This is a genomic window from Pseudonocardia sp. ICBG1142, assembly GCF_020496255.1.
GTDB lineage: Bacteria > Actinomycetota > Actinomycetes > Mycobacteriales > Pseudonocardiaceae > Pseudonocardia.
Map to the genome: position 1 here is coordinate 555,701 of NZ_JAHLJC010000030.1, position 13,886 is coordinate 569,586.

The window sequence follows — 13,886 nt, forward strand, 5'->3', positions numbered from 1 at the left end:
GCACGCTGTGTGACCCGGCATCCCTCCCGAGAGGGTGGTTCCTCCCCCGCTCGGGTGCGGCGCGGTCGCCGGCCGGCCGCGTCGTCACACGGTGCGGCGGTCCCGGTTCCGGCCCGCGAGATGCCCGGCGATCGCGCCCATGACCACGGCGGTGAGCAGGGTGAGGACGAGCTGGGTCGGGTCGAGCCCACCGGTGCCCAGCACCACCAGCGGCAGCACGAGCAGGCACCCGGCGACGGCCGCGCCGGCGCCGTGCACCCGCGGGTCGACGGCGTCGCCGATCCGGTAGCCCGCCAGCACGAACGCGACGATCGCGGTGATGATCAGCCAGGCCGGCCCGACGACCGGGATCTGCGAGCCCAGCGGCGCGGCGAGCCCGCCGATCACGAGCACGCTGAACGCCAGCGAGGCGCCGCGGACCAGGCTGACCCAGTCCACGCGGTCGGAGAACCAGTCGAACCCCGGGACGGCCACGAGGTCTCCCTTCGGTCGCTCAGCGCAGGTGTCGCAGCGCGGAGGGCGTCAGCAGCGGGACGGTCCCGACCACCAGCAGGGCCATCGCCGGGATGGTCTCCCAGCGCCCCGCCACGGCGAGGAGCACCACCGACACAACGGACAGGACGACCGCGGGGTAACGGGCGACGCGGCGGCGCAGCGCCAGGGCGGCGCCCGCCGCGATGAGCAGCACCGCGAGGACGAGCAGCAGCCAGGTCGGGTACGGCGCCGTCGCCCCGGACGCCACGACCGGGGCGCCCTGGCCCGCCAGCGTGCTCGCCGTGTCCTCGTCGACCGTCGGCTCCGGCCGCAGCCCGGCCCACGCGACGGCCAGCAGCACCGCGGTCAGCATCCACGCGGCGGCCGACAGGACCAGGGCCCACGGCATCGTGGACCGGCTCCGCACCTGCGTCATGACCGCAGGCTAGAGGGACCGCCCGGGCGTAAGCCCTCTCCGCACGCAGGGACACCCACTACGGGAGAGGGAGTCACCACCGCCGGGAGACGAGCCTGCGGAGCCCGGGGCGTCCACTGGTGCGATGACGGGTCCCGTGTCCGGCGGCAGGCCGCCCCGCGGGCCGGCGGTCGACTTCACCGACGTGACGACGATGATCGACGACACCCCGGTGCTGTTCCGGCTCGGGCTGCACCTGGCGCCCGGCACCGTGACGGTGCTGATGGGCCCGTCCGGCTCGGGCAAGAGGTGCGTCATCTCGCCGGGCTCGTCGCGCCCGGCCGGGGCACCGTCACCGTCGGTGGTGTCGACGTGCACGCGGCCGGTGAGACCGAGCTGCGACGCCTGCGCCGCGGCATGAGCGTGCTGTTCGGCGGCCCGTCGGTCTTCGAGTCGTCGCTGTTCGGATCCCTGTCGGCCTACGACAACCTGACCTACGCCCTCGAAGGCCGCGGTCTGTCCGCGGAGCGGGTGGAGCGCATCGCGATGCACCGGCTGCGCGAGGTGCGGCTGCACGACCGGGCCGACGCGCTCCCCGCGGAGCTGCCGGCCCACGGACGCAAACGGCTCGCGATCGCCCGCACCCTCGCCGTGGAGGCGCCGGTCCTGGTCCTCGACGAGCTGGAGACCGGGCTGGACGCCGCGCACGCGGACACGCTGGTCACGGCGGTCCGCGAGCAGCAGGAGCGGTCGGGGGCGACGGTGCTGGTCACCACGCACGACGTCGCGCTGGCCCGGGAGCTGGCCGACGTCGTCGCGATCCTGTGCCACGGCCGGATCGTGGCCTGCGGCCCGCCCGCGGAGCTGCTGCACGGCGTCGACGCCGCCTCCGACGTCGAGCGCCGCTTCCGGATCTCGGACCTCCTCGGCCCGCCCGACCCGGACGCGACCCGCGCCGAGCTGGAGGGGCCGCGCCGGCGCTCCCGGACCGTCGAGCTCGACCCGCGGCTGGTGGTGCCCGCGCTGGTGGTGCTGGCGCTGGTCACCTCGTACTGCCTGTTCCTGCTGCTGACCCGCTGATGACCTGCTGGTGACCCGATGAGCCTCACAGCAGCGGTGCCAGCACCCCGACCACGACGAACGCGACGCCGACCACCAGGCAGGCCGTGGCACCGCGGCGGATGACCGCCACCCGGTGCCGCTGCAGCTCGGCGGGCATCCCCGGGACGGCGCCGAGGCCCGCCGCGTGCCGGCGTCCCGCCCACCCCATGAGGGCGAGCAGGACACCGAGGCCCGCGAAGGTCAGGACGGTCCAGGCGGGACTCACCCGCCGCCGCCCGGCGCGGGCGGGACCGTCTGCGGCGTGCCCGAGGGCAGGCCCGGGCTCGCGCCGGTGGGCGCGGTGTCCGGGTCGGCGGGGCGGTAGTCATCGGCGTAGCGGACGTCGCCGTCGGCCAGCGAGTCGGTCATCCACTGACCCCAGAGGCCGATCCGGCGGTCGAACAGCACCAGCTCGCGGAGCCGGTCCTTGACCTGGTCGAAGTTCGCCGGGACGCCCGGTGTCACCGCCCCCGACCGGCCGACGTTCCAGCCGAACTGGTTCTGCACCGGGCCGAACACCTGGCCGGCCGGGCTGCCGAAGGCGGCCTTCGCGTAGTCGGGCTGCAGCTGGTCGGCGCTGATCGGGCCCAGCGCCCCGCCGTTCGCGCGGGTGGCGTTGTCGATCGTGGTGGCCCGCGCGACGGTCGCGAAGTCGGCGCCGCCCCGTAGTTCGGCCGCGATCTTGTCGGCGGCCTCCTTGCTGGCGACGACGATGTTGGACAGCTCGCGCTTCTCCGGGGTCCCGAGCCGCTGGGCATACTTCGGGAACTCGGCACGCAGGTCGTCGTCGGTGACGGTCACGTCCTTGGTGACCTTGTCGAACAGCTCCCCGACGACCATCTGCTGGCGGACCTCGTTCATCACCTTGTCCTCGGTGGTGCCGACGTTGCCGAGGACCTTGACGAAGTCGTCGCGCGCACCGGGGCCGTTGCCGAGCTGCTGGGTGATGTACTGGTCGAGGGTCTGGCGGACCTTCGCGTCCGCGACGCCGACGCCCAGCTCGGTCGCCCGGTCCTCCAGCACCATGCTCAGCGCGACGGCCTTGGCCGCGTCGGCGGAAGCCGTCCATCTTCACCGGGTCCTCGACCGGCGGCTGGACGCCGTAGAGCGCACGCAGGGTCTGCACCCGGTCGTCGAGGTCGGTGACGGTCACGACCCGGTCGCCGACAGCCAGCGCCGCGCCGTCGGGGACCTGCTGCATCTTCCACCAGACCCCGCCGCCGACCCCGGCGACGAGGGCGAGGACGAGGACTCCCGCCACGATCCGGCCGGTCCAGGTGGTCCGGACCCGGTCGAGGGCGGCGCCGGCGATCCACGCCAGTGTGGACTTGACTCGCATCACATCACTCCAACGAGCTTCTCCCGGGCGGGGGTACTCCGCGCGGGGTCGGCCGGGCCGTGCGCGGGCGGGAACGCCCGCACCACGACCCGTGCGGCCAGGTAGGACAGCAGTACGGACAACGCCAGGAGCAGCCCGAACTCGCGCATGAGGGCGAGGTCGGACAACGCCAGCACGGCGAACCCGGTGCCCGAGGTGAGGGCGGCGAGGGTCACCGCGGTCCGCAGGCGCGGGTCGCGCGTGCGGACGGCGTCGCAGGTCATCACGGTGAACTCACAGCCGACGGCGGCGGTGAGCGACCCGAGCGCGACGGTGAGCGGGTTCAGCGGGATGCCGAACCCCCAGAGCAGGAACAGGTTGGCGCCGGTCGCCAGCACGGCGGCCAGTGCGGCGCGCAGCGCGTCGCGCCGGTGCCGCAGCCCGACCCCGAGCACCAGCGCCGCGGCGACCAGGCCGGCGGTGCCGGCGAGGTAGCGGTCGGCGGAGACGAGCTCGTAGCCCTGCACCGCGACGGCGGGCAGCCCGGAGACCTCGGCGACGAAGCCGGGCGGGGCCGGGGGCAGCTCGGCGGTGATCGCGTCGGTCAGCCCACGGAGCCGGTCGAGGTCGTCGAGCCGGACGCCGAAGGACAGCACCGCGACCTGGCCGTCGGGCCGCAGCACCGCGCCGGTGAGGTACGGCGGCAGCAGCCGGACGCCGGCCCGGATCTGCTCCTGGTCCGGGGTGGGGCCGAGGAACGACAGCAGCGTGGGCGCCGAGAGCGCGGGCCGCGCCTGGTCGCCGTGCAGCCGCACGATCGACTGCTGGGCCGTCGTCATCCACGTCCACGCCTGCGGGGTGAGCACGTCGCCCTTCCCGTCGGTGGACCGCAGGACGACGGCGAGCTCGCCGCCGGAGCCCAGGATCTGCTCCACCCGGGTGGCGTCGGAGACGGCGGGCAGCCCGGCCGACAACGCGTCGACGCTGGTCTGCAGGGGCAGGAAGGGCAGCGTGGCCCAGCCGCCGACCGCGACCAGCCCGGCGAGGACGACGGCGACCAGCCGCGACCGGCCCGGGCGGGCGACCGGCCCGGGACCGTCCGGCGCCGCCGCGTCGTCGCCGGCGGGTGCACCGGCGTCGGCCGGGTCGGCGTCGGGGGCGGCCGGGTCCGTGTCGGCAGGGTCGGCCGGGTCGGCGGCGGCATCGGTCGCGGGGTCGGCCGGCGCGGCGGACGCGGGCCGGTCCGGGCCGGCCCAGCCACCGGGCCGGTAGACGAACCAGCCCAGCGCCACCGCGAACGCGACGCCCAGGGCCAGGGTCGACCCGAGGTCACGCACGAACGGCAGCGGCGAGAGCACCAGCGCACCGAACCCGGCCGCCGTCCCCGCCGCGACGACGACGACCGTGCGCGGCCGTGCCCCGCGGGCGAAGTAGGTCGGGTAGTAGCTGCCCAGCCCCACCAGGACCGGCAGGAACGCGACCACCCCGAGCGAGACGGGGCGGCCGATCCAGCCCAGCACGGCCAGCGTCGCCGCGGTCGCCGCGAGGGTCACCGCGAGCGGGATCAGCCGTCGCCGCCGCCGGGTCCAGGGCACCAGGAACAGGCAGAGCCCGATCGCGACGACTGCGACCGCGCCCAGGACCGGCGCCTCCCGGTCCACCGCGACGCCGAGCGAGGCGGTGATGGCCGGGACGCCGGAGACGGTGGCCTCGGCGGGCAGCTGCGCCCGGGCGACGGTGTCGTTCACCGCGGCGACGAGCTGCTCGGTCCCGGCCTGGTCGAGCCCCTCGCGGGGGCGGACCAGCACGGCCAGCGAGCGGTTGTCGGGGACGACGTAGCGCCACTGCGGGCGCGGCTCACCGCCCGAACCCATGATCGAGTGGTCGATGAAGCGCTGGTTGCGCAGGGTCGGCAGACCCACCGGCAGGCCCTGCACGATCAGCGGGCCGTACCGGGCGTCGAACGCCGCGACGGCGGCGTTCGCGGCGGCGGCCGGGTCCTCGCCGCGCTGCCGGGCGGTGATCGCCGCGGCGCGCTGCAGCCCGTCGCGACGTCCGGTGAGCTCGGCGAGCAGCTTCTGGGACTGCGACGCCAGCTGGTTCAGCGTCGTCGCCGGGCCGTAGACCGAGGCGACGTCGGGCAGCTGCGACAGCTGCCCCTCGAGGCCGAGCACGCGCGGCAGCACGTCCCGGTCGAGCAGGCCGGGGGCCTGCGGGGCGCGCAGCAGCACGACGATCGGGTCGCCACCGAAGGAGCGGGCGAGCTCGGTGTAGCGCTGCACCGACGGGTCCGACGACGGCAGGAACGACTCGACCCCGGTCTCGACCTTCACCCGGGACACGCCGGCGGCGGTCAGCGCCACCAGGGCCAGCAGCATGATCCAGACCAGGGCGGAACGCCCCGACGGGCGCGACGCCGCGGATGCGGCGCCACGCCCGTCGAGGGTCGTGCGGAGGCGGCGGATCATCCGCCGAGCCCCAGGAGTCCACCACCGGACGGCGCCGGTGCCGGGGGCTGGTCGCCCTCGGCGGCCTCGCCCGTGGGCTGCGGCCCGACCGTGGGGGCCGGCCCGGGCGGCGGCGACTGGTTCGCCGGCCCGGGATCGGCCACCTGCGGCGGGGGCGCGTCGTCCTGCGGGTTGTTCTGCGTGCCCGGCCGCGGGTACGGGTTGTTGTCGTCGAGCGGCGGGATCCCGTTGAGCGGGACGGGATTGCCCGCGAACGACTGGGCGTGGAACACCAGCATCACGCGCAGGAGCGTGCCGTTGGCATCGCCGCGCGACACCGCCTCACCGAAGTTGGTGAAGAACTGGTAGATGTCGCCGCCGTAGGGCTTCAGGTACTCCAGCATCGGGTTGAGCTGGAGCAGCGCCCGGTCGGCCTCGGGCAGCAGTGCCCGCAGGTCGTCGGAGAACTGCGGGACCTTGTCCAGGGTGACCGGGGCCTTGCCCAGGGTCGCGTCGAGCGAGGGCAGCAGTCCGCGCAGGTCGCGGGTGGTCGCCGGGAGCTCGTTCAGCGCCGCGTCGAGGGCGGGCGCCGCCCGGTCCAGGTTCGCCGCGACCGGGCCGAGCCCACCGGCGAGCCGGGACAGGTCGTCGCTGGCGTCGTGGGCGGCCTTCAGCGGCGGCGGCAGCTCCCGGACGGTGTTCTCCAGGTCGGTGCGGCTGTTCGCGGTGACCTCGGTGACCAGGTTGGCGTCGGTCACCAGGTCGGCGATGCGGCCGCGCTGCACGTCCAGCGCGGCGAGCACCGCGGCGGTGTTCTGCGAGAGCTGCTCCAGGTCCTTCGACTGCGCGGCGAGCGCGTCCAGGGCGGTGCCGCCCTCGCGACCGAGCTGGCCGAGGCCGGCCAGCGCGCCGTCGACCCCCGCCTGGGTGTCCTTCGTGGCCGCACCCAGCGACTGCAGGGTGGAGGCCAGCGCGACGCGGCGGTCGTCGGGCAGCGTCCGGATCAGGTCGTCGAGCAGGACGGCGGACTGCACGGCGCCGTCGGGGAGCCGGCTGCCGTCGGGCAGCTCGGCACCGCGGCCGTCGACGAGGGACACGTAGGTCTCCTCGACCAGCGTCTTCGAGTTGATGCGGCCGGTGACGCCCTCGTGCAGCGGGATGGCGTCCTCGTCGGTCAGGTTGACGACCACCTCGGCGCGCCCGTCCGGGGTCGCCTCGACGGTCAGGACCTTGCCGACCTTCACCCCGTTCAGGGTGACGTCGGACTGCGGGACCAGGTTGTTGACCTTGTCGACGTGGAACGACGTCGTGTACTGCTCCTGGGTGTAGCCGGGCACGTAGCCGCCGACCGAGGTCCAGAAGAACAGGAACACGAACGCCGACGCCGCGGTGAAGGCGAGCAGGATCGTCGTCCTGATCGCGGGGAGCGCGGAGTGGGGGATCTTCATCCGGGGGTCACCTCCTTACCGGGGCGTCTGGGAGAGCTCGTCGGCGCCGGGCGCCGGGATGGTGGTCGGGCCGAACTGGAGCAGACCGCGCAGGATGCCGCCGTTGGCGTCGCGCAGGCTGGTCACCGACGACGTCTGGTAGACGAAGGCGTTCAGGTCCGGCAGGTACTGCTGGAGGCCCGCGGTGACCGGGTCGAGCCGGCCGGAGATCTCCTTCAGCGCGGGCAGCGTCCCGTTCAGGTCGTTCACGAACGGGCGCAGGTCCGCCGCGACCGGCTTGAGCTTCTCGGCGACCGGCCGGGCCTTGTCCACGGTGGTGTGGAGCGTGTCGACGGTGTCGGTCAGCCGGTCCAGCGCGCCCGGGAGCTGCTCCGAGGCGGCCCGGACGTTGTCCAGGGTCGGATCGAGCTGGTCGGAGAGCTCCTGGACGTTGCCGGTGGCCGCACCCAGGTTGTCGACGACGCCGGGCAGCTGGTTCAGCGAGTCACGCAGGGCCTGGCTCTGCGCGGACACCGTCCTCAACGTGGTCGACAGCGAGTTCGCCAGGGCGGTGAGCCGCTTCTCGTCGCCGCCGACGGCGGTGGAGAGTTGGCCGATCGAGGTGACCAGGCGGGCCAGGTTGTCGCGGCGCCGGTCGAGCTGGTCGACGACCGGCTTGAGCCGGTCGACCACCTCGGTGGTGGCACGCACGCCCTGCGGGAGGTCCTGGGGCGCCGTCGCGAGGGCGACGTCGGACGCCTCCAGCAGCGACTGCACCGCGGCGAGCGCGTTCTGGTCCAGGTGGGCCAGTGCCGCGTCGATCTGCACCGGCGGCTTGGCGTTGGCGACGGGGAGCACGCCGTAGTCGTCGAGGACCTTGCCGGCGGGGGTGCCGGGGTCCATCTCGATGTACATCTCGTTGAGCGGGCTCTTCGGCCGCAGGACCACGGTGGCGTTGTCGTAGACGGGGCCGTCGTAGTCGTTGCGGTCGATCGCCAGGAGCACCCGGGCGGTGCCCTCCGGCGTGAGCTCGGAGGAGCGGATGTCGCCGACCGGGACGCCGGACATCCGGACCTCCTGGCCGCGGCCGGGAGCGAGCGCCGGGGTCTCGGAGAAGGTCGCGTAGACCATCCGCTCGTTCGCCCACGGCGGCACGAACCGCTGCTGGGACAGGATGTAGCCCCCGCAGACCAGGCCGAGCACCATCACGACGCCGAGGGCGATCACGTTCCGGCCCAGACCGGGCTCGTTGCGGACGCGGTCCAGTCCGGACCGGAACCTGGCCCGGAACCCACGGGGGCCTCCGGTGCAGGTGTGGGAGTTGCCGCCATCACCGACCACCCGTCCCGTGGAAGATCTGCTGGAACATGTTCTCCAGGCTCACCGAGCCCAGGCCGGGCACGGTGCCGAGGCCGGGACCGGGGTGGAAGGACACCGCGTGCCCGTTGGGGTCGACGTAGGCGCCGGTCCTGCTGAGGTTCGAGAACATGTGACCGACCTCGTCCTTGAGGGGGACACCGCGGCTGTCGACCGCGGAGTACGGGCCCTCGCCGACGAACGGGGTGTTCAGCGAGTCGAGGACCGGTCCGCCCAGTCGCTCGAGCGGCGCCGGCAGGTCGTCGAGGACCCGCGTCGCGCCCTCGCTCGCCGGGACCAGGCCCTCGACCAGCGGGCGGGCGTCGACCAGCGCCGCGCGCAGGTCGGACACCAGCGGGCGGGCGTCGGCCAGCACCGGCTCGGCACGGCCCAGGAGCTCGTCCAGCTCCTGGACGGTGGGCCGGGCCGGGCCCGCGGTGTCGCGCAGCTTGTCCAGCGACACGTTCAGCCGCTTCAGGCCGGCGTCGGTGGTGTCGAGGACGCCGGGCAGCCTGGAGACCGCGTCGGCGACCGGACCGGAGGTCTCGGCCAGGACCTGCGTGGTGTCCTGCAGGTTCGCGACGATGCCGTCCAGCTGCCCCGGCTCGCGGTTCAGCGTGCCGGTGGTGCGCTGCAGGCCCCGCACGACCTCGGTCAGGTCCCTCTCCGGCTGGGTGCCGCGCAGCGACTCGACGACCCCGGCGGCCGGACCGAGGGTCCCCGGCGCCGTGGCGAGGAGCTCGTGGAGCGCCTCGTTGCCGCCGGCGTTGCCGAGGGTCTCGTCGAACTGGGTGACCGCGGCCTTCGCGCCCTCGAGGGCGTCGGGCTGGAGACGCTCGGCGACGTCGTCGACCTCGGTGGGGAGCCGGGTGCGGTCCACCGGGATCTGCTCGGTCCACTCCGCGGAGCGGTCACCGCCCGGGACGAGGTCGATGTAGAACAGGCCGGACAGCAGGGTGGTGGGCCGCAGCCGTGCCGACGGCTGGTCGCCGACGGTGTCCACGACCTCCGGGTCGACGACGACGGTCACGATCGCGCCGCCGTCGGGCGCCGGGTCGACCGAGCTCACGACACCGGAGTCGACACCGGCGACCTTCACCTTCGAGACGTCCTCGAAGAGGAACTGGTTCGCGGTGAAGTGCACGGTCCGGGTCGAGGCGCCGGTCAGCTTCATGAGCAGCGTCGTGACCTGCGGCTTGAGCAGGCCCAGGACCAGCGACAGCAGCATGATCCCGATGACCGCGAGAGCGGCCACCCAGAGCGGGAGCCGCCGGCGCAGCCGTGGCGTGCCGGTGCCCTGTGCGGGGGCGGTCATCGGTTACCTCCCAGAAGGCCGCCGCCGGCGGCGCTGTCGCCCTGGCCGGGCTGCTCCTGGGGCGTCCGGTTGGACGGGCCCGGGGCGGGCAGCAGGCCCAGCGATGCGTCGTTCGGTGCCTGGCCGGGGGCCGGGTACGGGTTGCTCGCCGCGGTCGGGTCGGGCAGACCCGCCGCTCCGACGAAGGACTCCGGCCGGACCATCAGGGTGAACCGCAGGTGGTGGCCCGCGGCGTCGCCGTCGGACAGGCCGGACGAGGCGCTGGTGAACCACTGCGCGATCTCCGGCGCGTAGGGCGCCAGGACCTGCAGCGGGGTGTTCGCGAAGCCGACTCCCTGGGTCACCTTCGGCGCGACGGGGCGCGCATCGGCGACGGCGGGGGTCAGCGAGCCGAGCGCGGGCTCGGCCGAGTCGGAGACGCCGGGCAGCTTGTCCAGCGGCTGCGGGGCCTCGACCAGCACGCCCCGCAGGTCCGGGGTGGCGTCGCCGAGCGAGCGGGACCCGGTCTGCAGCTGCGTCATCGCCGAGTTCGTCGACGCCAGCGGCTGCTGCAGGTCCTCCAGGGCCTTGCGGGCGGCCGGCAGCGCCTCGGGGGCGATGTCGAGGGTGTCCCCCAGCGCCGTGCCCTTGTCCGCGTCGATCGCCGCGAACGTGGTGTCGAGCTGCCCGACCAGCGAGGAGATCTCCTGCTCCCGTCCGGCGAAGCGCGAGGACAGGCTCTCCAGCGACTGCAGCATCCCGGTCAGGTCGCGGCCGCCGTCGACCGACAGCGACCGGGCGGTCGTGCCGAGCGAGGGCAGGATCTGCGGGCCGGCCTTCGCCACGTCCGCCAGGTCCTGGCCGTGTCCGGCCGCACCGTTGCCGAGCTGCTGCAACGCGGAGCGGGTGGAGTCCTGGGTGGCCGGGTCGAAGACCTTGGCCAGGTCCAGCAGCTGCACCGCGCCGCGGGAGCGCTGGACCGGGAGCACGTCGTCCTCGCCGAGGACGCCGGCCTGCTCGGTGCCGATGTCGAGGTCCAGGTACTGCTGACCGAGACCGGACCGGCCGGTCACCGCGGCCGAGCCGTCCTTGAAGACCTTCGTGGCGGCGTCGTCGAGCTGCATCCGGACCTGCGGGACGCCGTCGGCGAGGGTGATGTCGTCGACGCGTCCGACGCGGACCTGGCCGACCCGGACGTCGTTGCCGACGGCGAGGTCACCGGTGTCCGAGACGGCCGCGGTGCGGAACTCGTGCTGGGCGAAGGGCAGACCCTTCTGGGCGGTCAGCGCGACGTAGAGGAAGAACCCCGCCGCGACGAACATCAGCAGGCCGATCACACCGGATCGGAAGCGCGCGCCGCGCTTGGGCTTGGCACTCGCCATCACTGGCCTCCCAGCAGGGTTCCGAGCGCGCCCTGCTCCTGCTCCGGGCTGAGCCCGGTGGCGCTGCTCTCGGGGGTGGGCTGGCTCTGCAGCAGGGTGTTGGAGTCCTGGCCCGGCTGGGCCGCGGTCCCCGGCCCCGGCTGGGACGGGGCGGGCTCGTTCACCTGCGGGTTCGGGCTGGCGTCCGGTCCGGGCGCGGGTGCGGAGTCCGGCACGCCACCCGGCAGGAATCCGGTGACCGGGTCACCGTTGAGCACGTAGCTGGCCCGGAAGTAGTGGGACAGCCCGTCCTTCTGGTTGGTGGTCAGCGCCCAGTTCCGGATGAAGCCGAGCACGTTGCCGAGGTTCCCGTTGAGCTCCCGGACGATCGGCTCGGCCCCGGTGACCGTGTGCTGCAGGTCCGGGCCCGCGGCCCGGAGCTCCGCGGCGACCGGCCGGGCCTGGTCGAGCAGCTCGCTCGCCCGGTCCAGGACCGGGTCGGCCGAGGCCAGCGCCTGGTCCGCCGAGTCGGCGAAGCGCTGCAGCTCACGGCTGATGTCCACCAGGTTGTCGGTGGTCGGCCGCAGGTTGCCCAAGGTGACCGCGGTGGACTGCGCCGTGCCGGCGAGCTCGCCGAGGGTGGCGCGGGCAGCGGCCAGGGTGCCGGGGAGCTCCTGCAGGGTGCCGCGCAGCTGCGCGTCGCGGGCGGCGGTGGTGTCGAGCAGCGACGTGGTCGAGGCGACCAGGCCGTCGAGCCGCCTGCCCTGGTCGACGGCGAGTGCGCCGGTGACCGGCTCGACCTGGTCGATGACCCGGCCGAGCAGCTCGTTCTGGTCGGACAGGACGCCGACGAGCTGGTGGGTGTCCTTCATGGCCGGGGCGAGCGCGGCGAGTGTCTTCTGGATGTTCTCGCCGTTGTTCGCGGTGCCCTGGCCCAGCGTGGTGACCAGTGCGGCGAGCGCGCCCGCCGTCGGGTCGTCCAGGGTGTCGAGGATGTTCTGCAGGTCGGCCTCCTGGCCGGTCCGCTCCACCCCGATGGGCTGGTTCATGGGCAGCTCGGGCGAGCCCGGGGTGCCGGTGTTCAGGTTGAGGAAGCGCTCCCCGAGCAGCGACACCGGGGCGACGGTCACCTTCGCGTCGGCGTGGATCGGCAGGGCGCGGGCGTCGACGCGCAGCGGGACCTCGGCGACCTTGCGCTGCGGGTCGAACTGGAGCTGCCCGACCTCCCCGACCGTGACGCCGTTGATCTTGACCTGCTGGCCGGCGAGGATCGGGCTGACGTCGGCGAACTCCGCGATCAGGATCCGGCCGGACTCGGCGTTGGAGAGGCCGGCGGCGGCACCGGTGCCCGCGAGCAGCGCGACCAGGCCGACGGCGAGGACCCGCCAGCGGGAGACTCCGAGACTCATCGCGGACCCTCCCCGCTGGCGTCGCCGAGCTGCGGCAGCAGCGGGGCGCCGGGCCCCTGCTCCCCGTTGCCCGAGGTCTGGTCGGCGGAGCCAGGGGCCGGGTTCAGGTTCGGGACGATCCCCGGCGGCGTCACGCCCGGCGGGTAGATGACCGGCGTGGCGGGGCCGGCCTGCGCGAAGATCCGCATGTAACGGCCGTTCGAGTCGAAGTTCTGCGCGGCGGATCCCCAGGTAGAGAGGAATCCGACGACATCGGGGGTGTAGGGGCGCAGCGCCTCGAGCACCGGCGCGTAGCCACCCACGGTCTCGGCGAGGCCCGGCAGCGCCCGGTTCGACGAGTCGAGGAGGCCGGGGGTGCGGTCGAGCAGCGCCGAGGCCGCCTCGAGCGTGGGCTTGAGGTCGGCGACCAGTGGCCGCAGGTCCTGCAGCAGCGGGGCGAGCTGCTCGGACACGCCGGGAAGCTTCTCGGTCGCCGGGCGCAGGTCCTCCAGCAGCGGCAGGGCCTCGTCGGTGACGCCGGGGACCTTGTTCAGCGTGCCCTGGGCGGTGCGCAGCATCGGGGGCAGCTTGGCCAGCGCGGAGCGGAGCTGCTCGCGCTGGGCGGCCGTCGCCCGGGCGCTGGTGCCCAGCTCGTCGACCACCGAGCCGAGGTCCTGCTGGCGCCTGGCCAGGGTGTCCACCGTGCCGTTGAGGTCGGTGACCAGCTTGGAGATCGCCGGACCGTCGGTGCCGATGCCGCGCAGCACGTTGCCGACCGCGGCGAGCGCCGGTCCGGCGGTGTTCACGGTGGCGTTGAGGTCCTGCTCGTGCCCGGTGACCGTGTTCTGCAGGGTGCCGACCAGGCTGGTCAGCCGCGCCCGGGTGGGCTCGTCGAGGGCGGCGAGCACGTCCGCGACCTCGGTCGGCTTCGGGAAGTCGCCCTGCACCATGCCGCCGCTCGGGATCTCGGCGTAGTCCTTCGGGCCGTCCTGCACGAACAGCAGGCGCTCACCGACGACGGCCTTCCACTGCACGTGGACGAACGCGCCGGCGTGCAGCGGGGCCAGTCCGTCGTCGACGGTGAAGTCGACGACCGCGTGGCCCTCCTCGGGCCGCACGGACCGGATCTCGCCCGCCTGGAAGCCGTCGATGTAGATCGGTGCGCCGGGGATGAGGTTGGGGTTGCCGGCGGGCAGGACCGCGCTGACCGTGTACGGCTGCGTGCCGCCGACGGCGACGAACACACCGCCGACCACGAGCAGCGCCACCAGACCGGCGGCGATCTTGCCGAGGAGTCCGCTCATC

General features: G+C 74.3%; 13 protein-coding genes. 2 read left to right on the plus strand and 11 right to left on the minus strand.

The genetic code is table 11. The features are described 5' to 3' along the window. Positions 1–84 precede the first annotated feature (84 nt). Positions 85–474, minus strand: coding sequence for a hypothetical protein (locus KPL59_RS16780; RefSeq protein ID WP_226361349.1), 390 nt, complete (start codon positions 472–474; stop codon positions 85–87). Between the two features lie 19 nt (positions 475–493). Then, positions 494–910, minus strand: coding sequence for a hypothetical protein (locus tag KPL59_RS16785; RefSeq protein WP_226352248.1), 417 nt, complete (start codon positions 908–910; stop codon positions 494–496). A gap of 124 nt (positions 911–1,034) precedes the next feature. Here KPL59_RS16785 and KPL59_RS36975 point away from each other — a divergent pair, with 124 nt between their 5' ends. After that, a complete protein-coding gene (locus tag KPL59_RS36975) occupies positions 1,035–1,310 on the plus strand; it encodes a hypothetical protein (protein ID WP_226352247.1) in 276 nt (91 codons plus the stop codon). Then, positions 1,262–1,969, plus strand: a complete 708-nt coding sequence (locus KPL59_RS16795; protein WP_308187899.1) for an AAA family ATPase — start codon at positions 1,262–1,264, stop codon at positions 1,967–1,969. The genes KPL59_RS36975 and KPL59_RS16795 overlap by 49 nt, the downstream gene beginning before the upstream one ends. Positions 1,970–1,994: 25 nt before the next feature. On the opposite strand, the gene KPL59_RS16800 is transcribed toward KPL59_RS16795, so the two are convergent. The 9 genes from KPL59_RS16800 to KPL59_RS16840 form a co-directional block, all read right to left on the minus strand. Continuing rightward, complete coding sequence (locus KPL59_RS16800; protein WP_020627751.1) at positions 1,995–2,216, minus strand: hypothetical protein; 222 nt, start codon at positions 2,214–2,216, stop codon at positions 1,995–1,997. After that, positions 2,213–3,016 (minus strand): peptidyl-prolyl cis-trans isomerase, encoded by an 804-nt coding sequence (locus KPL59_RS16805; RefSeq protein ID WP_226361350.1) that lies wholly within the window; start codon positions 3,014–3,016, stop codon positions 2,213–2,215. Before KPL59_RS16805 ends, KPL59_RS16800 begins: the two co-directional genes overlap by 4 nt. A 312-nt stretch (positions 3,017–3,328) precedes the next feature. Then, entirely contained in the window at positions 3,329–5,776 is a 2,448-nt protein-coding gene (locus KPL59_RS16810; RefSeq protein ID WP_226361351.1) for an RND transporter, read from the minus strand. Then, positions 5,773–7,203: an MlaD family protein gene (locus KPL59_RS16815; RefSeq protein ID WP_226361352.1), complete on the minus strand. Its 1,431-nt coding sequence runs from the start codon at positions 7,201–7,203 to the stop codon at positions 5,773–5,775. The genes KPL59_RS16810 and KPL59_RS16815 overlap by 4 nt, the downstream gene beginning before the upstream one ends. Positions 7,204–7,218: 15 nt before the next feature. Next, complete coding sequence (locus KPL59_RS16820) at positions 7,219–8,523, minus strand: MlaD family protein (RefSeq protein WP_226361353.1); 1,305 nt, start codon at positions 8,521–8,523, stop codon at positions 7,219–7,221. Beyond that, complete coding sequence (locus KPL59_RS16825) at positions 8,513–9,853, minus strand: MlaD family protein (protein ID WP_226352226.1); 1,341 nt, start codon at positions 9,851–9,853, stop codon at positions 8,513–8,515. Before KPL59_RS16825 ends, KPL59_RS16820 begins: the two co-directional genes overlap by 11 nt. Further along, on the minus strand, positions 9,850–11,214 hold the full coding sequence (locus KPL59_RS16830; RefSeq protein WP_083695460.1) for an MlaD family protein: 1,365 nt from the start codon (positions 11,212–11,214) through the stop codon (positions 9,850–9,852). The genes KPL59_RS16825 and KPL59_RS16830 overlap by 4 nt, the downstream gene beginning before the upstream one ends. Then, a complete protein-coding gene (locus KPL59_RS16835) occupies positions 11,214–12,602 on the minus strand; it encodes an MlaD family protein (RefSeq protein WP_226361354.1) in 1,389 nt (462 codons plus the stop codon). The genes KPL59_RS16830 and KPL59_RS16835 overlap by 1 nt, the downstream gene beginning before the upstream one ends. After that, positions 12,599–13,885, minus strand: a complete 1,287-nt coding sequence (locus KPL59_RS16840; protein WP_226361355.1) for an MlaD family protein — start codon at positions 13,883–13,885, stop codon at positions 12,599–12,601. Before KPL59_RS16840 ends, KPL59_RS16835 begins: the two co-directional genes overlap by 4 nt. Between the last annotated feature and the right edge of the window lies 1 nt (position 13,886).